This is a genomic window from Microbacterium sp. Root180 (assembly GCF_001428485.1).
Classification (GTDB): domain Bacteria; phylum Actinomycetota; class Actinomycetes; order Actinomycetales; family Microbacteriaceae; genus Microbacterium.
Window position 1 is genome coordinate 736,363 of the sequence record NZ_LMHS01000003.1, and the last position, 21,714, is coordinate 758,076.

Here is a 21,714-nt window from a genome sequence, read left to right on the forward strand (position 1 = left end):
TTTCAGCGACCGACGGTCTGGGGAAGATGGGCGGCGAGCGCCGCACGGGCGTGCGCAGCATCCGTGATCATGTGCGACCCTGCCGCTTCGGCAGCGGAGCGCTGCACGGCCTGCTCGCCGGCGATGATGTCGAAGGGCGACTGCCAGTAGTTCCAGTGCCATCCCTCGTACTCGCTGGAGATCGCGCCGCTGTAGCCGTTCTCGACGAGGAGCGTGATGAGGTCCCGCACCGGCACCGAGGGCTCTTCGCCGTTCTCGTCGATGCCGAAGAACTTGCCGTGGACGTGCGTGATCCACGGGAAGATCTCGAGCCAGTCGTCGACCCGCGCGGGGCCGAACAGGCCGGTGCCGTTGATCCCGAAGTCGATGCCGAGGTCGGGGCGGCCGTTCTGCGCGGCGAGGCCGATGAACCGTCCGAAGCGCTGACCGTGGTCGGCCTGATCGGCCGGCGGACCCTGCTGGTAGAACTCGTCCCACAGCGCGACGACCTTGCCGAGCAGCTCCTCCGACGCGCCGCGCCGGCGGTAGGCCTCGATCAGCGACGGGGCGAATCCCGTGACCGTGGCGCCCCAGTCCATGGTGAAGCCGAGGAAGGGCGAGCCGACCTTCTCGTACCGGTCGCGCAGGGCGAGGATGCGGGGGTGCGATGCGTACTGGTCGGCGTGCACCTCGAGGGCGAGCGTAACTCCGTGCGCCTCGGCGATGGGGGCGAGCGCCTCCATCGAGTCGGGGGTGATCGAGATCTGCACGCGGGCGATCGGGAAGCCGAGCTTCGCGGCCGCTTTGATCTGCAGCGTCATGTACTCGATGAGCTCGTCCTGCGTCAGCAGGCGATCGCGGTGGATGCCGACATCGGCGTTGACGGCGAGGGAGGTCGTGACGAGTCCGGTCTCGGCGACGAGGTCGCGGAACCAGCCCGCGTAGGCGTCGTCGATGTGCGGGAAGCCGCGGAAGCTCGAGAACCCGATGATCTCGAGTCCCGGGCCGTAGCCGTCGGTGGCCACCCTCCGGATGAGACCCTCGAGGTCGTACTCGCGGCCGTGGAACGCGCGCGTGAAGCTGTAGAGCGTGACGCCCTGGATGGGCGAACCGAGGGTGGCGCCGTCCTGAGCCTGTCGAAGGGTCATGCGGCCACCGCCTTCCGTGCGGTCATCGTCTTGACGTCGCGCTCCTCGATGTGGAGCACCTCGTTCTCGCCGATGACGATGTAGGGGATGTACAGGACCAGTCCGACCGCGACCTCGTGATCGGCGCTGTCGTCGGCGAGCGCGAGCTCGCCCGAGAGGACGGCGGAGTCGGTGGGGAACCACCACTCCTCGATGTTCGTCGCGAGCTCGTCGAACGTGAAGGTGCGGCCGTTCAGCTCCCAGCGCAGCGTCGCGGCGGAGGCCTCGACACCGTCGACCGTGAGGGTCGCGCCGGCGATGCACGATGCGGGGAGCGCCCGGTACCAGGGCAGACGGACCTCGACGGCGGCACGCGTGCCGTCGGTCGTGAGCGTTCCCTGCTCGATGATGCGGTCGGGGATCACTTCATGCTCCTGACTACTTTGTCCTTGTTTCTACACTCTAATGTCTGATTCAGACTGAAGCAAGAGCGCGGGCGATATGCCGAGCGCCCTGGACCGCGAGCGCGACCGACGTCAACGTCGGGTTGCACGCGGTGGCAGTAGGGATGACGCCGTTGCCCGCGACGAAGAGGCCGGGGGTCCCCCACACCTCACTGTCGGGCGAGCACACGCTCTTCCCGTCGTCGGTCTCGCCCATGCGCGTCGTGCCCTGATAGTGCAGCGAGGCTCCGAGCGGCATCATGAACGGGCGCTCGTCCAGTGGCTCGCCGATCGCCTTGCCGAGCCGGACGATCTCGGCCTTCGCCCGATCGATCACCTCGTGGTCGCGCGGCGTCAGCCGGTAGTGCACGGTCGGCGCCGGCATCCCGTACCCGTCGACCGCGTCGGCCGAGAACTCGACACGGTCGGAGGCCTGCAGGTCCTTGGCGCAGAACAGCCCGAGCCCCACGATCGATCCGGGCGCCGCTGGGTCGTCGTCGGCGAGCTTCACCGGAGACGCGTCGAGCTGCATGACCTGCCCGTGGAACGGCGCCTCGTCGGTGAACGGCACCCACGTCACCCCGCTGTACTCGCTGAGTCCTGTCGCCGCGGCACCGTCGCCGCCCTCGGCAGGGGCGAAATCGCGGATCCGCACCGCGAACACGATCTGCGCCTGGTCGTTGAGGTACTGTCCGAGCGCATCGGGACGGATGCCGGATGCCCAGAGCAGCTGGGGGGTGCGCAGCGCGTCGGCCGCCACGACGACGAACCGCGCGCGCACCTCGTGACTCTCGCCGGAGCGCCGGTCGGTGACGGCGACGCCCACGGCACGTCCGTCCTCGGTGAGGACGCGGGTGACGAGCGACTCGTCGAAGAGCGTGAAGTCCGCGTTGCCGCGGGTCTCGTCGCCCAGCACGACATCGGAGCCCGACCACACGAGACGGCCGTCGTCCCGCCGATGCACGGCGAGCGGCATCCGCTGCACCTTCGCGTGGGCGTCGCGGCCGTCGTCCGCGGCGGCGGCGAGTCGGCCGCGCACCAGGGGCGCGTGGGGCGAGCTGTCGAACGCGTCGGTCGTCACGCCGAGCAGCCTCTCCCCCTCCGCGAGCAGGTCGTCGAGAACGCCCGCCTCGTCGAGGAAGCCGATGCGCTCGCTGTCGTTCGGCCGCGGACATGCGCCGGTCCAGTGTGCGGACATGCCGCCGACATTGCTCGACATCGCGGCGACGGGCAGACCGTCTTCGCCGTCGACCTGGTAGCCGGTCTCGAGGAGGTAGGTTCCCGGTCGCGCCCGGCGCTGCGCGGTCTTGACGATCCCGCCCACGCGGTCGCCGTCGTCGTGAGCGGCCGGGCCCTCGGACCGCAGCTGCGCCCGCGCGCGCTCTTCGGGATCTCCGATGTTCTTCACGTGCGCCCCCGGCGGGTCGGACACGGTGGGACCGACCTCGAACATCGCGATGACGGCATCGGGTGCCTGCTCGGTCAGGATGCGGGCGTAGGTCGCGCCCGCCGGACCGCTGCCGACGATCGCGACGTCGACCTCGGCGGGGTACCTCGTCATGCCGATGCCGCCAGGTCCCGGATGAGGGCGACGGATGCCGCGGACTCCTGCGTCGGGTAGTACTCCAGGCCCACGGGTCCGTCGTAGCCGGCGGCGCGGAGGATGCCGAAGCGCTCCGCCCAGTCGAGCGAGCCGCTCCCGGGCTCGCCGCGACCGGGAGCGTCGGCGAGCTGCACGTACTTGACGAGCGAACCCGCGTTCTCGAGCTCGACGGCCATGTCCTCGCCCTCGACGGCCGAGTGATAGATGTCGTAGAGCACTCCGAAGAACGGCGAGTCGACGCCGCGCGCGACGTACACGGCCTCGGCAGTGCGGTCGAGCAGCGATCCGGGGTGGTCGACCCGCACATTGACCGGTTCGAGCACGAGCGTGATCCCGGAGCCGTCGATCTGCGCGATCGCCTTCTGGTAGATCTCGATGAGCTTGTCGAGCTGCACCTGGCGCTTCCACCCGCCGAAGCCCGTCCCGCTGCCCACGACCATGCGCGGTGTGCCGAGGAAGTGCGCGATCTCCACGCCCTCGTCGAGCTTGCGGAAGAACTCGGAGTGGTCCCACGGCGGGATCATGAACTGGGTGCGCGGCTCGGCCAGCTGGGCGGTGAGCTGCGTGCCGGTCTCTTCGAGCGCGGCTTTGAGCGCCGGCAGGTCCTTGGGTGTCGACGGCGCGTCCGCTCCCGTGGGACCCCACATCTCGACGGCGTCGAAGCCCGCGGCCGCGGCGGCGCGGACGCGGTCGTGGTAGTCGCCGGCCTCGGTGAAGAGCAGTTCGATGTTGGGTGCGAGCTGGTACACGGTGGTTCTCCTGTTGTCAGAACATCGGGTGGTCGTGGGCGGCATGCACGGGAACCTGCTGAAGCACGTCCCAGTGCTCGACGATCCGGCCGTCCTCGAATCGATAGATGTCCGCGACCGCGGCGTCAGGGGCGCCGGGCCGGGAAGCTTTCACGTGCACCATCGCGAGGTCCTCGTCGACGAGGATCCGCTGCACCTCGAACGACGCGTCCGGCGACTCGTCGAACTTGGGTGCGAGCATCTCGATCGCGGCGGCGGGCCCGTCGGCGATGGTCGGGTTGTGCTGGATGTATCGGTCCGAGACGAGGTAGGCGAAGGCATCCGCCACACGCTTCTGCGTGTAGAAGAGGTCCACGAACGTCTCGAACGCGGCTCGGTTGCCGGCGCTCTTCATCTGGATCAGCCCTTCAGACCACCGGCGAAGCCCTGGATGAACTTCTTCTGCGCGAACAGGTAGAAGGCGAGGATCGGGATCATCGAGACGATGACGATCGCGAAGATCTTGTTCCAGGACGAGACGAGCGAGCCGATGTAGTAGTACATCGCCACCGGGAGCGTCTGGTTCGACGAGCCGCCGAGGAAGATCAGCGAGGTGAAGAAGTCGTTCCAGACGATGAGGCCGGCGAGGATCGCCACCGTGCCGGTGGCCGGCGACATGAGCGGCAGCACGATGCGGAAGAAGATCTGCGTGCGCGAGGCGCCGTCGATGGTCGCCGCCTCCTCGTACTCGGTGCCGAGGCTCCGGAAGAACCCCGCGTAGAGGAAGATCGCCAGCGGCAGCAGCATCCCGGTGTAGAGGATGATCATGCCCCAGATGGAGCCGGTCAGACCGATCGTGCGAGCGCCGATGTAGAGCGGGACGGTGCCCAGCTGCGTGGGCAGGACGATCGCGATGAGGAAGAGATAGAACACCACGCGGCTCCACCGGCGGGTGCTCCGGGCGATGACATAGCCGGTGAGCGCGCCCAGCAGCACGAGGCCGATGATGCTTCCGGTGGTGATGAGGATGCTGTTGACCAGGCCCTGGATGACGTTGGAGTTGCCCTGCGCCGTCAGGACCTCGGTGAAGTTGCTGAAGTCCAGACTCGAGGGCGGCGCGAGGTTCGAGGTCGTGAGGACCTCCTCGTCGGACTTGAAGGCGGTCGTCACGAGGAAGTAGAACGGCGCGAGGAAGATGACCGCGATGATCCAGAAGGCGACTTCGCGCAGGCCGGTGAGCTTGGTGTAGCGGAACATGTCAGGACTCCTCGGGACGACCGCTGGTCACGCGCTGCTGGATGACGGCGAAGACCAGGATGATGACGGTGAGGACGAGCGCCAGCGCGGCGCCGAATCCGAAGTTGCCCAGGGCGAAGGATTCCTTGTAGACCTGGGTGGCGAGCGTCTCGGTCGCTCCGGCCGGCCCGCCGCCGGTGAGCGCCATGATCTGGTCGAAGACGCGGAGTCCGTTGACGAGTCCGAGCGTGGTCGCGATCGCGACGGCCGGGCGGATCGACGGAAACGTCACGTGCCAGAAGCGCTGCCAGAGGCTCGCGCCGTCGATGGCCGCAGCCTCCTCGATCTCCACCGGCACCGCGGCGAGCCCGGCCATGTAGATGACCATCGCGAAGCCGGTGTTCTGCCAGACGATCACGATGAGGACGGTCCAGATCGCCCAGGTCGGATCGGCGACCCAGGCCTTGGCGAACTCCCCGAGGCCCATGGCCCGCAGCACGCCGTTGATCGGACCGTTGTAGTCGAAGATGAACTTCCAGACGTACGAGACGGCGAGCGGGCTGAGCACGACCGGCATGAAGAAGAGGACCCGCAGCGCGTAGCGGGTCTTGAGCCCGCGATTGAGGCCGAGTGCCAGGGCGAGGCCGGCGATGTTGCTGAGGATGACCGACGCGAAGGCCAGGAAGAGCGTGTTGGTGACGGCGCCGATCTGGGTCGGGTCGTTGAAGATCGCGACGAAGTTGTCGAGCCCGATCCAGGTGAAGTCGCCGATGCCCGACCAGTCGGTGAAGGCGAAGAATCCGCCGATCGCCGTGGCGACGTAGTGGATGGCGAGAACGAGGAGGATGCCCGGGAGCGCCCACCACCAGTAGCCGAACTTCAGAAGTCCGGGGCGACGCGGTGCGACGTCGCGACGACGTCCGCGCCGATCGCGCTTCGGGACGATCAGCGCCTCGGTCTCGGAGTTGAGTGTGGCGGTCATGATTCCTCGTGTTCGTACGTCGTCGTGCGGGAGGTGTGAGCGAGCCGCCCGGGCGCGTGGCCCGGGCGGCTCATGATGTCACTCGCCCCAGGCGGCGTCCATGTCCTGGAGCACCTGGTCGACCGTCTTCTGACCGGTGAGCAGGCCCTGGACGCCCACCGACAGCGCCTCGTACACGGCCGGGTTCGGCCAGATGTTGTTGGGCAGCGGCGTGTACGAGCCCTCGGCCAGCAGGTCGACGACGGGCGAGTAGATCGTCTCGCTCAGATCGAGGTCCTGGTAGTTCGAGATGGGCAGGAGGCCGGATGCCTCGTAGTAGATCTCCTGCGCCTCGGGAGTGGCCAGCCACTCGACGAAGTCGGCGGCGGCTTCCTGCTTCTCGGACGCGGCGTTGATCGAGATCGTGTAGTTCGAGCTGGCGATGATGTAGGGGTCGCCGCCATCGGCCGGCGGGAACGGCTGCACCTTGAAGTCCGCCTCCGGCGGAGCGGCGGTCGCGATCTCGACCGCGGAGCCGGAAGGAATGAAGCTCCCGACCGAGCCGCCCTGCGAGAGCCCGTTGGTGATGGCGTCGAAGCCGCCGCCTTCCGCGCCGGCCTGGAAGCAGCCGCCGTCGTTGAGGTCGATGATCGTCTGGAGCGTGTCGGCCCAGCCGTCGCTGTCGGCGAACGTGACGTCGCCTGCGGCGCGCTGCTCGTTCCAGTCGGGGGTCTCGGCGTAGACCCGGGTGGCCGCGATGCCCTGCGCGGTGAGACCCGCGTTGGGCGGCGCGGCGCCGGCGATCACGAGAAGGGACTTGCCCTCGCCGGCGAGCGCCGAGCATGCGTCGTAGAGCTCGTCCTCGCTGGTGGGCCACTCCGTGAGACCGTTCATGCCGGCGGTGCCCATGCTGGCGACCACGGCCGCGATCGTGAAGTCCATCGGCTGGCCGTAGACCTCACCGTCGATCTCGAAGATCGTCTCGCTCCCCTGGGGGACCAGCGATGCCGCCGTCTCGCCGAGCGGCTCGAGGAAGCCGGCCTCCGCGAGCGGGATGATGCCGCGTGCGTCGCCCGAGCCGGGCGTGGTCTGCACGACGTCCGCTGCGTTGCCCGCCTGGAACTGCGTCCGGATGGTTTCGCCGTACTTGTCGTTCGGCGTCGGGTTCGTGGTGATGGTGACGTCGTCGTTGGCGTCCATATAGGCCTTCGCGAGCGTCTCGTACGGGCTCTCGAGGTTGTTCGACGTCGCGAACGTGAACGAGAACTCGACGGGTCCTCCGTCGCCGGAGTCGCCCGAGTCGCCGCCGGAGCCGGAGCAGCCGGCCAGGAGCAGCGCTCCGATGACGGGGATCGCGATGATCGCTCCTCGGCGCAGAGCGGTGTGACTGTGCTGTGACATGTCCAGCCTTTCTGACTTCGTTGTCGGCGGCTCGTCCATTCGAGCGCCTGTGCTGTGTCACCAGTATCGCGACCATGTGCCGAAAACGCACATAAGTGTTTGCGATATGCGGCATAAGCCGATACGGGGCACCGTCGTGCCGTCCCGCATTAGTGGGACGTATAGCCCCTCGCGTCGTCATCGGCTGCGTTGATACAGTGGAGCCCCGCTCTCGCACCGGAGGATCACGACGTGGTGACCGATCACGCCCTGCTGTCCCGACTGGATCTGAACCTGCTCGTCGCGCTCGACGCGCTCCTGACGGAGAAGAGCGTGACGCGTGCGGCCGAGCGGCTGCACCTGAGCCAGCCGGCGCTCAGCGCGTCGCTCGGCAGGCTGCGCACGCACTTCGGCGATCAGATCCTCGCGCGGCGGGGCAACACGTACGAACTGACCCCTTTCGCGCTGCGTCTGACGGAGCACACCACGACCGCCCTCGAGGCAGCGCGCCGGGTGTTCGAGAGCCAGGCGACGTGGAGTCCCGAGGAGTCCACCCGCGAGTTCTCGATCTACGGATCCGATTACGGGTTCGTCACGCTCGGCACAGAGGTGTCACGCCTGGCGGCGGAGCGCTCCCCCGGCGTGCGGTTCCGCTTCATGCTGCACAATCCCGTGATCGTGGAGGATGCCGCGACCCGGCTGCGCTCCGCCGACGGCATGGTGATCCCGCACGGACCGGTCTCGGACCTGCCGTTCCTGGACCTGTGGCACGACAGCTGGCTCGCCGTCGTCTCGGAGACCAATCCCGACGTGGGCGAGGCGCTCACGATGGAGAACATGTCGACACTGCCCTGGGTGATGACCTACCAGTCGCGCTCGGCCTTCACCTCGGCCGCCCGCCAAGTGCAGCAGCTCGGCGTGGAGCCGCGCATCGAGGTCGTCCTGGAGAGCTTCCTCTCGGTCGGCCACTTCGTCAGCGGGACGAACCGCATCGGACTCGTCCAGTCCGCGCTCGCGCCCCACATGCTGCGGATCGGCGGGCTCCGTGTCGTGCCGCTGCCGTTCGATGCCACGCCTCTCACGAACGCCCTGTGGTGGCATCCGTCCCACACGCGCGACCCCGAGCACACCTGGATGCGAGGCCTGTTCGAAGAGGCGGGCCGCGTCGTCGAGGCCGGCGCTCACGTCGTCTGAGCTCAGGCGGGCTGCAGCTCCCGCATCGTCTTGCGGATCAGGTCGTGCTGCCGGCGCACGAGCAGCAGCGGATCGACTTCGCCGAGCTCGGCGAAGGCGTGTCCCTCCCACTCGCTGGACCAATAGCCGCGATAGCCGCCGTCGACGAACACCCGCACGAGTTCCGGGTAGTCGATCGCGGGCTCCTGGCCGGAGTCGTCGATGTCGTAGAACTTCGCGTGCACGTGCAGGATCTGCGGCATGATGTCGGTCCACTCCTGCGGCGCGACATGCCCGTGCATGTTGAACGCCAGGTGGGCGAACGAGCCGAGGCGCGCGGGGTCGAAGTCGCGTCCGCGCAGATAGCCGATGAACTCCTCCTGCCGCTCGCGCATGGGCAAGTCGGTGGCCCAGATCTCCTGCAGCCGCGTGACGGCTTCGTCGTCGAGTCCGGCGCGTCGCACCGCCCGCAGCAGCGTCGGCGACATGGCGTGCATCGTCGAGGAGAAATCCGCGACGAAACCCAGCAGCGGGGAGTCGAGCTCGGCGTACGTCTCTCGCACCTTCAGGATCGCCTCGGCGTTGGGGCCGAGCGGTGCGTGGATCTCATACGCGAGACGCAGATCGAGCCGTTCGGCGATCGGCAGCAGCCTGCGCAGCAGCTCCGGCTTGGCGCTCTGGATGCGCACGAGCGGGAACCCGAGCCTCTTCGCACCCTGGAACATCAGCTCGCTGAAGGCGAACTCCTCGTCGGGCGTCATGTCGCGATCGCGGCGACGCCCCATGTCGAGGTTCGCCCCGAACGAGCTCGCGGCGAAGCCGTGCCGGTCGAAGGCGTCGCGCCACGTGCGCACGAAGTCGTCCGAGACGACGGGGTAGGCAGGGACCATCTGCGATGCGACGATCTCGATCCCCGGGCCGATCCCCAGATCGGCGACGCGATCCAGCAGACCGTCGAAGTCGAACCACCCCGCGCGGAACTCGGCGCTCGCCGAGTACAGCGTCAGGCCGAGCTGGAACGGATCCGCGTCCGTCGCGGGCGGAGGCGGCGGCACGTCGGTGACCATCGCCGGGGCCGGGGTATCGGCATCCGTCACCGTCAGGGTCAGCTCGTCGCGCACGAAGTTCGGCACATACATCCCCGGCCGGCCGTCCTGACCCGGCGCGATCTGCATATAGGGCAGGCGGAGCTGTCCGACCAGCAGCACGTCGTGCTGCTCGCCGAGAGCGACCGGCTGCTCGCGGCGCACCACGAGAAGCGGATGCTGCTGAAGGAACCACAGCGTCTCGCTCTGCTCGGGGAGCTCATCGAGCCGGTACGTCCGATCGGGGGTGACGAAGCGGATGTCGCCCTCGGGCACGGGTTCGCCGTCGACGGCGAGCTCGAGGCTGGTCACCGACGACAGCCACAGGCTGCGGTACCAGGGCAGGGTGAGACGCAGCGCGAGCCCGTCCGGGTGGGCGCGCAGGCTGTCGTCGTGGATGAGTCCGTTGGGCATGGCTGTCTCCTGAGGTCAGATCCGGTCGGCGATCTGGCGCATGAGCGAGTGCTGGCGACGCACCTGCTCGATCGAGCGCCACGGGACGCGCTCGCCCTCGTACTCGCTCGAGAGGTAGCCGGTGTATCCGGCTTCCTTGAGGGCGCGAAGGACCGGTTCCCACGGGATCTGCTGATCCTCGAGCGCGTTGTCGATGTCGTGGAACTTCGCCTGGATGAACACCACGTGCTCGATGATGTCGAAGACGTCGGCGGGATCGACGCCGATGCCGTCGAGGAAGGCGGGTCGCCTGCCGGGCAGCTCGCCGGGGGCCAGCGGGATCGGCCGATCCTGGAAGATGCCGGTGTCGAGGAGCAGCCCGAAGTGTTTGGTGCCGGTTCGCCGGATGAGGTCGATGTAGTCGTCGACGACCTCGTGCTTGATGGGGGTCGGCGAGTGGATCTCGGGGCAGATGATGACGTCGAGCTCGGCGGCGAGCGGGAGCGAGCGCTCCACGACCTCGGTCCAGATCGGATGGGGGACGAGGTCGCTCGAGACGACGCCGATCTTCGGCCGCACGAAGCGGAAGCCGAGGCGCTTGGCCAGACGAAGGTCGCGCTGAAGCGCCGCAGCCCCCTCCTCCACGGTCATGTCGCGACCGTTCTCGCCGCTCGAGTGGAGGCGCGTGTCGATCCAGGAGCCGTAGTTCGTCGGCTCCAGTCCGTACGCGTCGAGGAGGCCGAACCACTCGTCGACCCACTCCTGGGACGGGTCGGGGTAGTTCGGCACATGCCCCTCGCCGAGGATCTCCACGCCGGTCGCGCCGAGGTCGGCGATGGAGCGCAGCGCCGTCTCGAGATCGAGGTTCGTGCCGTAGTCGCCCATGTAGCTGTACAGCGAGACGCCGTAGCGGAACGGGGCGCCGGCCGCTTCGGGCGAGAGCGTCACCGCCTTGGTGACCTGGTATCGGCTGGGCTGGTGCTCCTGCGGGATGTACGACATCCGCAGCCGCAGATCGATCGAGAGCTCATGGATGCCGTCCGGCAGGCCTCCGGCGAGAGGGACCGTGACGATCGCGGCGTTCTCCAGCTGCCAGCGCACGCCGTCGGACTCCCAGAGCTCGGCGAGGGTATAGGTGCGACCTTGCAGGGTCCAGGTCGGCACCTCGGGTCCGACGTCGACCACGCCCGGGATGCTCACGGCGATGCCGTCGATGAGGGACGCGGCCATGCCCCGGTAGGAAGGCATGCGGACGCGGAACTGGAATCCGACGATGTCGTCGCCCTCGCGGACGTTGCGGAATCCCACCGACTGGATGAGGTCTCTTTCGAGAAGCATCGCGCTCTCCTTCGTGTCGCGCCGTCGCGGCATTTCGAGGCTATCGCGTTTAGTTCACTTCCCTCATAAGTATCCCTGATTCGCACATAAGCAGAAGTACCGCCGGCCGGTCACGGCCCCGGTGGCACCACTCCCCGGCGGTGGGCCAGGATGACGGCCTGCACCCGGTCCCGCGCACCGGTCTTGGCGAGAACGCGGCCAACGTGCGTCTTCACCGTCGATTCGCTCAGGAACAGGCGCTGCGCGATCTCGGCGTTCGTGAGCCCGACCGCGATGGCGAGGAACACGTCCCGCTCCCGGTCGGTGAGCTCCTCCAGCGGGTCTGAGCCGGCTTCGGCGCTCGGCGGCGGAGTGAGGTCGTGACCGTGGCGGGCGCGTTCGATCACGCGCCGGGTCACCGCGGGCGCGAGCACGGCGTCGCCGCGGTGGACGGCCCGGATCGCCGCGGTCAGCTCGGCTCGTTGGGCGTCCTTGAGGAGGAACCCGCTCGCCCCCGCGTCCAGCGCCCCGAACGCGTACTCGTCGAGGTCGAACGTGGTGAGCACCAGCACCCTGGTGGCCGCGTGGGCGGCGACGATCTCCCGCGTCGCGGCGATGCCGTCGGTGCGCGGCATCCGAATGTCCATCAGCACCACGTCGGGCGCGTGGGCGGCGACCGCGCGCACGGCCTCCTCGCCGTCCGCGGCCTCGCCGACCACCTCGATGTCGGCCTCGGCTTCGAGCACCAACCGGAACCCGACGCGGATCAGCTCCTGGTCGTCGACCAGCAGGACTCGGATGCTCTCGGTCACGGCGTCGGCTCCTCGCGTGTCGCGGCGGGAAGAGGAAGGCGGGCGCGGACGATCCAGCGTCCTCCGTCGCCGGGGCCGGCGGTGAAGGTGCCGCCCACGTGCGCGGCGCGCTCGCGGAGCCCGGGGATCCCATAGCCACCGCGGACACCGGGCGGGGCCGCGACGGTGGGCGACGGGACGCCGTCATTCACGACCGAGACATCGACGGCCGTCTCGTCCACGGCGACCTGCACGTCGATGAGCGTGGCCCTCGGCGCGTGGCGCATCGCGTTGGTGAGCGACTCCTGCACGACGCGGAAGGTCGCGAGCCGGATGTCGGCGGGCAGTGGGTCGACGCGGCCCTCTGTGTGCAGCACGACGGGGAACCCCGCCCGCTGCGCCGCCTCGACGGCATCCGCGACGCTCGCCGACTCGAGCGGCAGCAGGGCGCCCGGCATCGCCTCGGGTTCGCGGAGCACGCCGAGCATCGCGCGCATCTCGGTGAGGGCGCCGCGCGCGGTGTCGGCGATCTGCTCGGTGGCCGCGCGCGCACGCTCGGGGTCGGCCGTCGCGGTCGCCCCCTCGGCCAGGGCGACGACGACGGTGAGGTTGTGCGACACGATGTCGTGCATCTCGCGCGCGATGCGGGTCCGCTCGGCCGCCGCGGCCAGTTGCGCCTGCTGGTCGCGCTCGACGAGCAGCTGACGGGACCGGTCGATGAGGGCCTCGAGGTAGCGGCGACGGTTTCCGACGTTCGTTCCGATGAGCCCGCCGATGAGCATCGCGACGATGCCCGACACGAGGGACGTCACGAGCAGCGACACGTCCGCCGGCGCGCGGAGCGCGGCGATCCCGGTGGCGAGCGCGAGCGTCGCGCACGCGATGCCGAAGCAGATCCAGGCGGCGCGCGTGGAGCGGTACACCGCGACCGCGTAGAGCGCGAAGGCGGGCAGGAGCTGCGTCGCGGGCACCAGGCTCGGCGCGAGCACGACGGACGGGATCATGCACGCGGCGAAGACGAAGAGGGGCTGCCGGCGGCGGAACACGAGCGCCGCGCACGCGACGACGATGAGCACGATCGCGACCACGGTCTCCGCGACGGTGGGCTGCGTCGGGAACCCGGACCGGAAACTCGCGGCGGGCAGCGAGAGGAGCAGCGCGGCACCGGCGATGAGGACATCTGCGATGAGCGGATGCCGCGACCAGAACCGGCGCAGGACGCCCGGCGGTCGCGGCAGCAGCAGCCCGTCGTCCGCACCGGGATCGGCGCCGACGACGGGCGTGCTGTCTGCTCGCGACATCCGGTCGACTCTACGCGTCACGCATCGCGCGTGCGCAGGACGACCCATCCCAGGAGCAGCGGAACGATCGCCCATCCGAGAAGTGCGAGGAGCGACGGAAGCACGTCCTCAAACCCCGGAGTCGTCAGCATCGACGCCGCGTTCATCGGCAGGTACTCCGACAGGTCGACGATCCAGCGCCACCCCTCGCCGGCCAGGGAGAACAGGCTGAAGACGATCGGGAGGACGAACAGCACACCGACGGTCGCGGCGATCGCCCCGGCGCCGTTGCGGATGATGAAGCCGAAGCCGAGGCCGAGGAGGGTGAACGCCACCATCGAGAGCACGCCGTACGCCAGCGGGACGATCGACTGCGAAGGCTCCGACCAGTCGATGCCGTCCGCGAGGAACGGGGCCGTCGCCGCGATCGAAACGGCATAGATGAGCACCGTCGTGACCGCCATGAGCACCGACACCACGACGGCCTTCGCGACGACGATGGTGCCGCGGCGCGGCTCGGCGGTCAGCGTGGAGCGGATCATGCCCGTGGAGTACTCGCCGGTGATGACGATGGCACCGAGGATGCCGGCGACCAGCATCGTGAACTGCATCGGCGAGAGGATTGCACTCACCGCGGGGAAATCGCCCCCGAAGCTCTGCGACGCTCCGGCGATCATCATCGAGATGCCGACCGACAGCACGGCCGCCACTGCGAGCGACCACCACGTGGATCGAAGCGTCGTGATCTTGATCCATTCGCTGGCCAGGACGCGCGGGAAGGTCAGGCGGTGCACCGGGGCGGATGCCGCGTCCGAGCGCAGCGCGGGTTCGGTGGTGAGGGTGGTCATGAGAGCTCCTTGGACTTGTACTCGACGGCTTCGCCGGTGAGCGCGAGGTAGGCGTCTTCCAGCGAGCCGGTGCGGGAGGTGAGTTCGTGGACCGGGATGCCCAGTGATGCGGCGAGGTCTCCGATCGAGGCGGCGCTCACACCGACGACCTCCGCCAGTCCCGGCTCGGTCGTCGTGACGGTGACATCCGGTCCGGCCACGGCGGCGACGAGCTCGCTCAGACGCGGGGAGCGCACCTGGACGGTGTTGCTCGTCCAGGCGCGGACGAGCTCGGACAGCTCGGCGTCCGCGAGCACCTCACCGCGGCCGAGCACGATCACGTGGTCCGCAGTGAGGGCCATCTCGCTCATGAGGTGGCTCGAGAGCAGGACCGTGCGTCCCTCGGAGGCGAGGTAGCGCACGAACTGGCGCACCCACCGCACGCCCTCGGGGTCGAGGCCGTTGACCGGCTCGTCGAGGATCACCGTGTGCGGGTCGCCGAGGAGCGCCGCGGCGATGCCCAGCCGCTGCCCCATCCCCAGCGAGAACTTGCCGGCGCGCTTGCCCGCGACGCTGCCGAGGCCGGTGAGCTCGATGACCTCGTCGACGCGTGCCTTGCCGAGACCGTGGGTCGCCGCCATCGCGCGCAGGTGGTTGCGCGCCGATCGCCCGGTGTGGACGGCCTTCGCGTCGAGGAGGACGCCGACCTCGGCGAGAGGAGCGCGGAGGTCCGCGTACCGCTTGCCGTTCACGGTGACGGTGCCGGCGGTCGGCCGGTCGAGACCGACGATCATGCGCATGGTCGTGGATTTTCCTGCGCCGTTCGGTCCGAGGAATCCCGTGACCTTCCCCGGCTGCACGGTGAAGGACACCTGGGAGACCGCGGTCTTGTCCCCGAAGCGCTTGGTGAGCTGTTCTGCAACGATCATGCGTCCACGCTATGGGCGCACGCGCCGCTCCCGCGTCCACCCGTGGGAGGAGATTCGCCGGCGGACCGGTACCGCGGTGCCGATGACCGCGGTGCGGGCGCGGGACGTCAGCCCCGCCGCTCGAGCCGGATGATGACCGCCTTGGAGGTGGGCGTGCCCGACACGTCGGCGACCGAATCGAGCGGCACGAGCACGTTCGTCTCGGGGTAGTACGCCGCGGCGTTGCCCGGCGGCGTGTCGTACGCGACGATGCGGAACTCCTCAGCGCGGCGCTCCTGGACGGACCCGCTCGGACCCGTCCACTCCGACACCAGGTCGACGATCTCGCCCTCGGCGAAGCCGAGACGCCGGATGTCCTTGCCGTTCACCAGCACGACGCGCCGCCCGTCGCGGATCCCTCGGTAGCGGTCGTCCTTGCCGTAGATCGTGGTGTTGTACTGGTCGTGCGAGCGCAGCGTCTGCAGCAGCAGCCGACCCCGCGGGATGCGCGGATACTCGAGCGGATTCGCGGTGAACCTGGCCTTGCCGTCGACGGTCGCGAAGCGGCGGGCATCGCGGGGGCCGTTGGGCAGGAAGAACGTACGGCCCTTCTGGATGCGGCCCTCGAAGTCCTCGAACCCGGGGATGGTCCGTTCGATGTGCCCGCGGATGAGCGCATAGTCGGCCTCGAGCGCCGCCCAATCGGCCTGCGGGACGTTGAGCGGATGCCGCACCGCGGCGGGATCCGGGTGCTCGGGCTCGATCGCCCCGTGCTCGGGAAGACCCGCGTCGCCGGCACCGAGTCCGATACCAGCGGACGCCGTGCCCGTCGCATCGGACGCCGGGGCTGCGGCATCCGCTTCCCCGAAGACCAGCGCGCAGAGCCGCGCGACGATGGCGACCTCGCTGAGCAGGTCCTCCGAGGGTGGGGCGAGCCGGCCGCGGGACGCGTGCACGGCGCCCATCGAATCCTCGACGGTGACGCGCTGTTCGGCACCGTCGCGCCGGTCGCGGTCGGTGCGGCCGAGCGTGGGCAGGATCAGTGCACGCCGACCGGTCACGACGTGCGAGCGGTTGAGCTTCGTCGAGACATGGACGGTGAGGCCGACGCGCGCCATGCCCGCCTCGACGACGGCGGTGTCGGGCGTGGCCGAGACGAAGTTGCCGCCCATGCCCAGGAACACCCTCACGCGGCCGTCGCGCATGGCGCGGATCGCCTCGACGGTGTCGAAGCCGTGCGCGCGCGGGGCGCGGAAAGAGAACTCGCGGTCGAGGGCGGCGAGGAACTCCTCCGCCGGCTTCTCGTAGATGCCGACGGTGCGGTCGCCCTGCACGTTGGAGTGCCCGCGCACCGGGCAGACGCCGGCGCCCGGGCGCCCGATGCTGCCCTGCAGCAGCAGAACATTGACCACGTCGCGCAGGGTCGGCACCGAGTGCTTGTGCTGCGTCAGCCCCATCGCCCAGCACACGATGGTCGATGAGGAGGTGCGCACCTCCTCACCGATCGCGCGCAGGGTCTTCTCGGGGATCCCGCTCGCCTTCACCAGTTCCGGCCACGAGGCATCCGCCATCGCCTGCGCGTACGCCGCGAAGCCGCTGGTGTGCGCGGCGATGAACTCGTGATCGAGAACGCCGCCGTCGGCGGATTCCGCCTCGAGCAGGTGCTTGCCGATCGCCTGGAACAGCGCCTGATCGCCGCCCGATCGGATCTGCACGAACCGATCGGCCATCCTGGTGCCGCCGAACGCGACCCCGCGTATGGTCTGCGGGTTCTCGAACCGCATCAGCCCCGCTTCGGGCAGCGGGTTCACGGCGATGATCCTGGCCCCGCGCTGCTTGGCCTTCTCGAGCGCCGAAAGCATCCGAGGGTGGTTGGTTCCCGGGTTCTGCCCGGCGACGATGAGCAGATCGGCCGCGTGGATGTCCTCGATCGACACCGTGCCCTTGCCGATCCCGATCGTCTCCGTCAGTGCGGATCCGGACGACTCGTGGCACATGTTGGAGCAGTCCGGCAGGTTGTTCGTGCCGATGCCGCGCACCAGCAGCTGATAGAGGAACGCCGCTTCGTTGGAGGTGCGTCCGGACGTGTAGAACACGGCCTCGTCGGGGTCATCGAGCGTCCGGAGCTCGTCGGCGACGAGGCGCAACGCGTCGTCCCACGAGATGGCGCGATAGTGCGTGGCGCCGTCGTCGAGGACCATCGGGTGCGTCAGCCGCCCCTGCTGCCCGAGCCACCATTCGTCGTGCGCGCGCAGGTCCTCGACCGAATGGGTCGCGAAGAACTCCGGTCCGACCCGGCGCACGGTCGCCTCCTCCGCGACCGCCTTGGCCCCGTTCTCGCAGAATTCCGCGCGATGGCGCTTGTCCTCCTCGGGCCACGCGCAACCGGGACAGTCGAAGCCGTCCTTCTGGTTCACCTGCATCAGCGTCTGGACGGAGCGCGTGACACCCATCTGCTCGTGGGCGATCTGCAGCGCGTGCAGCACCGCGGGCACGCCCACGGCGACCTTCTTGGGCCGCGACACGCGCACGCGCGCCTCGTCGATGTCGGCTGTCGGGGGCTTCCTCGCCATAGCGCCAGGGTACGTCCTGCTCACGCTTGTTCACCTCGGCACATCGTCGAAGCACTTCGCACCCGGTTCGCCTTTGTTGAACGGATGCCGGGATGTCGGGCGCGGTCGGCTCACCGCGGCGGAGGATGATGTCGTACGTATGTTCTAAAGTCTGGAGCATGACAATCCTCGCAGATGACCCGGGCCAGCTTCCCGATGGTCCTGCGCCGGGGTGGGCGCCGCCGGTGCCCGACGATGTGGAGCTCGTGACCGAGGTGGCGGGAATGCTGTCGGTGTTCGCTGCCGAGCACCTCGTGCGCGTCGACGCGCTGCGTCGTCGGGCTCTGGCCGATGGCACGCGCTACGGCGGTGGCGCCGCCGACATCGTGGAGCGATCGGTGAGACTCGAGCTCGCGGCGGCGCTGCGCATCACCGAGGCCGCGGCGGGGATGCTGCTCGCGCAGGCGGAGGCGATGGTTTCGCGGTATCCGGGGGCACTCGCGTCGCTGGGTCACGCGGGCATGACGGAGCGCCATGCGCGCACTTTGGTGGACCTGTTGGATGCCGCATCCCCCGAGGTGCGGGACCGGCTCGTCGAGCGGGCGATCGCACTCGCTGAGGAGCTGCCGGTAGGGTCGTTTCGCCGTCAGCTCCAACGGCTCATCGAGACCGAGGAGTCGGCGACGCTGACCGAGCGGCACGCGCGCGAGCTGGCGCAGCGGCGCGTCGTGATCGAGCCCGCGGCAGAGGGGATGGCATGGCTGCACGCCTACCTGCCCGCGGTCGAGGCGCACGCGATCCATGACCGGATCACCCGGATGGCGAAGGTGATCAACGCCCACCCGGAAGAGACCCGAACGCTGGACCAGACGCGCACTGACGTGCTCGCCGACCTGCTGATCGAAGGACGCACCGACGCGCACCCGGCCGAGGCTCGAGGAATCCGCGCGACGGTCGCGGTTACCGTGCCCGTGCTGGCGCTGTTGGCGGACGATGACGAGCACCGCCATGCTCAGGGCCTTGCGCCGGCCACGGTCGAGGGCGTCGGGCCGATCCCGCTGGACAGGGCGCGGGAGCTGTGCGGCGGCGACGCCGGGTGGATGCGTGTCCTCACCGACGCTGAGACCGGGATGGTGCTTTCGGTGAGCCGGACCCAGTACCGGCCGCCGGCGGCGCTGCGCAAACTCATCCGGTGGCGGGCCGAGCGATGTATGGCACCCGGCTGCGGCATTCCGGCATCAAGGTGTCAGATCGATCACAACATCGCATGGGAACACGGCGGACACACCAGCCTCGACAACCACGCGCGCCTGTGCACCGGGCACCATACCGTCAAGCACCACGGCGGGTGGTCGGTGGATCATCTCCCCGAAGAGGGCGGCACGCTGCTGTGGACTTCGCCCGCCGGGCGCCGGTACCTCGTGAAACCCGAGCGGCCCGTCCCCGTGTTCCGGCCGGCGGGACCGCCCGGCGGATCCGACGTCCCGTTCTAGCGCGAGCGGTCGGCATGAACGTCGGCACGGATCACCGCCATCCGGCCGTGGATCCGGTCGTCCGCGCACTCTCGGCGCGCAGCGTCAGGCGCGGAAGCGCTGGACGATCGCTCCGATGCCCTCGATCCGATGCCGGTCGCCGCGGGAGCAGGCGTGTGATCCGTACCGGACACTCTCGTCCGGATGTCGGTATGCTGAGCCCGCACAAGGAGGTCCGATGGACATCGAGCAGGTGCTCCCGGAATTGCGCGAGCCGATGAAGCGCGCCCAGATCTCGGCCCCCCGGTGGCTCGTGCGGGCCGCGGTGCGGGTGATGCCGGTGCCGAAGTCCGATGCCGTCAGGGTCTCGACGGCGCGCGCCGGGTCGGTGCGGCTGCGGATCTACACGCCGCAGCGATCGCGCAGCGGTGCCGGGATGCTGTGGATCCACGGCGGCGGCCTGCTCTTCGGCGACGCCCGGCAGGACGAAGCGCTCTGCCTGTCGACGGCCGAACGGCTCGGGGCGATCATCGTCTCGGCGAACTACCGCTTCGCGCCGGAGCATCCGTTTCCCGCGGCTCACGACGATGTGCGCGCCGCGTGGACCTGGTTCCTCGACCATGCCCCCGACCTCGGCGTCGATGTCGGCCGGATCGCCGTCGGCGGCGAGAGCGCCGGCGGAGGACTGGCCGCCGGGCTGGTCCAGCGCATCCACGATGACGGGGGGACGCAGCCGAGCGCTCAGTGGCTCTTCGCGCCGATGCTCGACGATCGCACCGCGGCCGACCGGGAGCACGACGGCGTCGACCACCTCATCTGGAACAACACCTCCAATCGCGAAGGCTGGGCCGGCTACCTCGGCACGGAGCCAGGGGCGGACGCGGTGCCCGCGTACGCCGCGCCCGGAAGGCGTGAAGACCTCTCCGGGCTTCCGCCCGCGTTCCTCACGTGGACCGACATCGAGCTGTTCGCCGAGGAGGACCGCGCCTACGCCGACGCTCTCCGCCGCGCCGGCGTTCCCGTGACGACCGACGTCGTCGCGGGCGCCGTCCACGGCTTCGAGAACTGGGCGAAGGACACCCCGGTCGCGAAAGCGCTCATCGAGCGCGCGCAGGACTGGCTGGCGGGCGCCCTCGACGCCGAGCCGGAGTAACCGCCGGCCGGCAGGCGTGTCGAGAGCGGGGATCGTCCACACGTCGCGCCACGGTCGGCGGCCGACCCCGCTCAGCGCCGATCGCCGGCGGCGGTGGGCCGGAGGGCGAGGATCGCGAGCACCGCCGAGACGACGCACATCCCGATGACCGCCGTGAGGAAGCCGAGCCAGCCGATGCCGGTGAAGACGAAGCCGAGGCACCAGCCGAAGAGGCTCGACCCGACGTAGTAGCCGAGGTAGTAGAGGGAGGATGCCTGCGCCCGGGTGTCGCGGCGGGCTGCGGCGGGCGCCCAGCCCGACGCGACGGCATGCGCTGCGAAGAAGCCTCCGGTGTAGAGCAGGAGCCCGGCCACCACGATCCAGACGGCGGGGACCATCATGAGAGCGGCGCCGCTGATCATCACGCCGATGCCGCCGATCAGCACGCCGAGTCGTCCGTGACGGGAGGCCAGGATGCCGGCCCACGGCGACGAGACGGTCCCGGCGAGGTACGCGAGGAAGAGCAGCGTCACCAGTGACGCCGGCAGCGAGAACGGCGGCGCGCTGAGATGGAAGCCGAGGTAGTTGTAGACCGCGACGAATGCGCCCATGAGGAGGAAGCCCTGGGCGTAGAGCGCGAGCTGCATGGGCGTGCGCAGGTTCACGGCGATCCGCCCGGCGATGCCCGCTCCCCCCTCGGCGTGGAAGCGTCCGGGATGGAAGCCCCGTGCGCGCGGGATGAGCACGAGGAAGGCCACCGCCGCCCCCACGCAGAGCGCGGAGGCCGCCCACATGCCGACTCTCCAGTCGCCGACCTCGGCCGCGAATCCCGAGACGACGCGGCCCGACAGGCCGCCCACGGTCGTGCCCGCGATGTAGCTGCCTGCGGCGGCGGCCACGTGCCGGGCATCCACTTCCTCGCTCAGGTAGGCGAGCGCGATCGCGGGAACCGCACCCAGTGCCACCCCCTCGAGGAGGCGCACGCCGAGCAGCACCGTGCCGTCGGGGCTGAAGGGTGCGAGGATCCCGAGGATCGTCGCGGCGACGAGGCCGATCGCCATCGCGGGGACGCGGCCGATGCGATCGGCGATGAGAGACCACGGGATCACGGCAGCCGCGAGGCCGAGCGTCGACGCCGACACGGCCAGGGACGCGGTGGCCGGCGACACGTCTAGCGTCTCCGAGATGAGCGGGAGCACGGGCTGCGGCGAGTACAGCTGCGCGAACGTCGCGATGCCCGCGAAGAACAGGGCGACGAGCAGCCGCCGATACTCGCGGCTGCCCGAAACATGGCCCATGAAGCCATCCGACATGACTGTGACTCCCG

The 21,714-nt window shown here is 69.6% G+C and carries 19 protein-coding genes; 3 read left to right on the plus strand and 16 right to left on the minus strand.

Annotated features, from left to right (window positions below; genetic code table 11):
* Window positions 1-2: 2 nt before the first annotated feature.
* From ASD93_RS10975 to ASD93_RS11010, 8 genes are all read right to left on the minus strand, one after another.
* Window positions 3-1,127 carry a sugar phosphate isomerase/epimerase family protein gene (locus tag ASD93_RS10975; RefSeq protein WP_056122208.1) on the minus strand — a complete coding sequence of 375 codons (1,125 nt, stop codon included), beginning with the start codon at window positions 1,125-1,127 and terminating at the stop codon, window positions 3-5.
* Entirely contained in the window at window positions 1,124-1,531 is a 408-nt protein-coding gene (locus ASD93_RS10980; protein ID WP_056122210.1) for a C-glycoside deglycosidase beta subunit domain-containing protein, read from the minus strand. The genes ASD93_RS10975 and ASD93_RS10980 overlap by 4 nt, the downstream gene beginning before the upstream one ends.
* A 49-nt stretch (window positions 1,532-1,580) precedes the next feature.
* The gene (locus tag ASD93_RS10985) at window positions 1,581-3,110 is read right to left on the minus strand and encodes a GMC oxidoreductase (protein WP_056122214.1); all 1,530 of its coding nucleotides are present in this window, start codon (window positions 3,108-3,110) and stop codon (window positions 1,581-1,583) included.
* A complete protein-coding gene (locus tag ASD93_RS10990; protein WP_056122217.1) occupies window positions 3,107-3,901 on the minus strand; it encodes a TIM barrel protein in 795 nt (264 codons plus the stop codon). The genes ASD93_RS10985 and ASD93_RS10990 overlap by 4 nt, the downstream gene beginning before the upstream one ends.
* 16 nt (window positions 3,902-3,917) lie before the next feature.
* Window positions 3,918-4,295: a nuclear transport factor 2 family protein gene (locus ASD93_RS10995; RefSeq protein ID WP_056122220.1), complete on the minus strand. Its 378-nt coding sequence runs from the start codon at window positions 4,293-4,295 to the stop codon at window positions 3,918-3,920.
* Between the two features lie 5 nt (window positions 4,296-4,300).
* Window positions 4,301-5,137, minus strand: a complete 837-nt coding sequence (locus ASD93_RS11000) for a carbohydrate ABC transporter permease (protein WP_056122223.1) — start codon at window positions 5,135-5,137, stop codon at window positions 4,301-4,303.
* A gap of 1 nt (window position 5,138) precedes the next feature.
* Window positions 5,139-6,098 (minus strand): carbohydrate ABC transporter permease, encoded by a 960-nt coding sequence (locus ASD93_RS11005; protein ID WP_056122226.1) that lies wholly within the window; start codon window positions 6,096-6,098, stop codon window positions 5,139-5,141.
* A 78-nt stretch (window positions 6,099-6,176) separates the two neighbouring features.
* Window positions 6,177-7,478, minus strand: coding sequence for an extracellular solute-binding protein (locus tag ASD93_RS11010; protein WP_056122229.1), 1,302 nt, complete (start codon window positions 7,476-7,478; stop codon window positions 6,177-6,179).
* Window positions 7,479-7,712: 234 nt separating this feature from the next.
* On the opposite strand from ASD93_RS11010, the gene ASD93_RS11015 reads away from it, so the two are divergent.
* A complete protein-coding gene (locus ASD93_RS11015; RefSeq protein WP_056124416.1) occupies window positions 7,713-8,651 on the plus strand; it encodes a LysR family transcriptional regulator in 939 nt (312 codons plus the stop codon).
* A gap of 2 nt (window positions 8,652-8,653) precedes the next feature.
* On the opposite strand, the gene ASD93_RS11020 is transcribed toward ASD93_RS11015, so the two are convergent.
* The 7 genes from ASD93_RS11020 to ASD93_RS11050 all read right to left on the minus strand — a co-directional run bounded on the left by ASD93_RS11020 (window position 8,654) and on the right by ASD93_RS11050 (window position 17,804).
* Window positions 8,654-10,129, minus strand: a complete 1,476-nt coding sequence (locus tag ASD93_RS11020) for a C-glycoside deglycosidase beta subunit domain-containing protein (protein ID WP_056122232.1) — start codon at window positions 10,127-10,129, stop codon at window positions 8,654-8,656.
* A 15-nt stretch (window positions 10,130-10,144) separates the two neighbouring features.
* A complete protein-coding gene (locus ASD93_RS11025; protein ID WP_056122235.1) occupies window positions 10,145-11,446 on the minus strand; it encodes a C-glycoside deglycosidase beta subunit domain-containing protein in 1,302 nt (433 codons plus the stop codon).
* A 110-nt stretch (window positions 11,447-11,556) separates the two neighbouring features.
* The gene (locus tag ASD93_RS11030) at window positions 11,557-12,237 is read right to left on the minus strand and encodes a response regulator transcription factor (RefSeq protein ID WP_082569287.1); all 681 of its coding nucleotides are present in this window, start codon (window positions 12,235-12,237) and stop codon (window positions 11,557-11,559) included.
* Entirely contained in the window at window positions 12,234-13,517 is a 1,284-nt protein-coding gene (locus ASD93_RS11035; RefSeq protein ID WP_056122238.1) for a sensor histidine kinase, read from the minus strand. Before ASD93_RS11035 ends, ASD93_RS11030 begins: the two co-directional genes overlap by 4 nt.
* Before the next feature lie 17 nt (window positions 13,518-13,534).
* Complete coding sequence (locus ASD93_RS11040; RefSeq protein ID WP_056122241.1) at window positions 13,535-14,344, minus strand: ABC transporter permease subunit; 810 nt, start codon at window positions 14,342-14,344, stop codon at window positions 13,535-13,537.
* Window positions 14,341-15,252, minus strand: a complete 912-nt coding sequence (locus ASD93_RS11045; protein WP_056122244.1) for an ABC transporter ATP-binding protein — start codon at window positions 15,250-15,252, stop codon at window positions 14,341-14,343. The genes ASD93_RS11040 and ASD93_RS11045 overlap by 4 nt, the downstream gene beginning before the upstream one ends.
* A gap of 107 nt (window positions 15,253-15,359) precedes the next feature.
* On the minus strand, window positions 15,360-17,804 hold the full coding sequence (locus ASD93_RS11050) for an FdhF/YdeP family oxidoreductase (RefSeq protein ID WP_056122247.1): 2,445 nt from the start codon (window positions 17,802-17,804) through the stop codon (window positions 15,360-15,362).
* Between the two features lie 293 nt (window positions 17,805-18,097).
* On the opposite strand from ASD93_RS11050, the gene ASD93_RS11055 reads away from it, so the two are divergent.
* A complete protein-coding gene (locus ASD93_RS11055; RefSeq protein WP_235566939.1) occupies window positions 18,098-19,276 on the plus strand; it encodes an HNH endonuclease signature motif containing protein in 1,179 nt (392 codons plus the stop codon).
* Window positions 19,277-19,493: 217 nt separating this feature from the next.
* Window positions 19,494-20,408, plus strand: a complete 915-nt coding sequence (locus ASD93_RS11060) for an alpha/beta hydrolase (protein WP_056122255.1) — start codon at window positions 19,494-19,496, stop codon at window positions 20,406-20,408.
* A 71-nt stretch (window positions 20,409-20,479) separates the two neighbouring features.
* Here ASD93_RS11060 and ASD93_RS11065 read toward each other — a convergent pair whose 3' ends face one another.
* Entirely contained in the window at window positions 20,480-21,685 is a 1,206-nt protein-coding gene (locus ASD93_RS11065) for an MFS transporter (RefSeq protein WP_235566940.1), read from the minus strand.
* Between the last annotated feature and the right edge of the window lie 29 nt (window positions 21,686-21,714).

Bases quoted from the DNA above. Each gene is read 5' to 3' on its own strand.
- ASD93_RS11010 (WP_056122229.1), bottom strand. From the start codon at position 7,478: ATGTCACAGCACAGTCACACCGCTCTGCGCCGAGGAGCGATCATCGCG.
- ASD93_RS11040 (WP_056122241.1), bottom strand. From the start codon at position 14,344: ATGACCACCCTCACCACCGAACCCGCGCTGCGCTCGGACGCGGCATCC.
- ASD93_RS11065 (WP_235566940.1), bottom strand. From the start codon at position 21,685: ATGGGCCATGTTTCGGGCAGCCGCGAGTATCGGCGGCTGCTCGTCGCC.
- ASD93_RS11020 (WP_056122232.1), bottom strand. From the start codon at position 10,129: ATGCCCAACGGACTCATCCACGACGACAGCCTGCGCGCCCACCCGGAC.
- ASD93_RS11005 (WP_056122226.1), bottom strand. From the start codon at position 6,098: ATGACCGCCACACTCAACTCCGAGACCGAGGCGCTGATCGTCCCGAAG.
- ASD93_RS11025 (WP_056122235.1), bottom strand. From the start codon at position 11,446: ATGCTTCTCGAAAGAGACCTCATCCAGTCGGTGGGATTCCGCAACGTC.
- ASD93_RS10975 (WP_056122208.1), bottom strand. From the start codon at position 1,127: ATGACCCTTCGACAGGCTCAGGACGGCGCCACCCTCGGTTCGCCCATC.
- ASD93_RS11060 (WP_056122255.1), top strand. From the start codon at position 19,494: ATGGACATCGAGCAGGTGCTCCCGGAATTGCGCGAGCCGATGAAGCGC.
- ASD93_RS11045 (WP_056122244.1), bottom strand. From the start codon at position 15,252: ATGATCGTTGCAGAACAGCTCACCAAGCGCTTCGGGGACAAGACCGCG.
- ASD93_RS11035 (WP_056122238.1), bottom strand. From the start codon at position 13,517: ATGTCGCGAGCAGACAGCACGCCCGTCGTCGGCGCCGATCCCGGTGCG.
- ASD93_RS11000 (WP_056122223.1), bottom strand. From the start codon at position 5,137: ATGTTCCGCTACACCAAGCTCACCGGCCTGCGCGAAGTCGCCTTCTGG.
- ASD93_RS10995 (WP_056122220.1), bottom strand. From the start codon at position 4,295: ATGAAGAGCGCCGGCAACCGAGCCGCGTTCGAGACGTTCGTGGACCTC.
- ASD93_RS11050 (WP_056122247.1), bottom strand. From the start codon at position 17,804: ATGGCGAGGAAGCCCCCGACAGCCGACATCGACGAGGCGCGCGTGCGC.
- ASD93_RS10985 (WP_056122214.1), bottom strand. From the start codon at position 3,110: ATGACGAGGTACCCCGCCGAGGTCGACGTCGCGATCGTCGGCAGCGGT.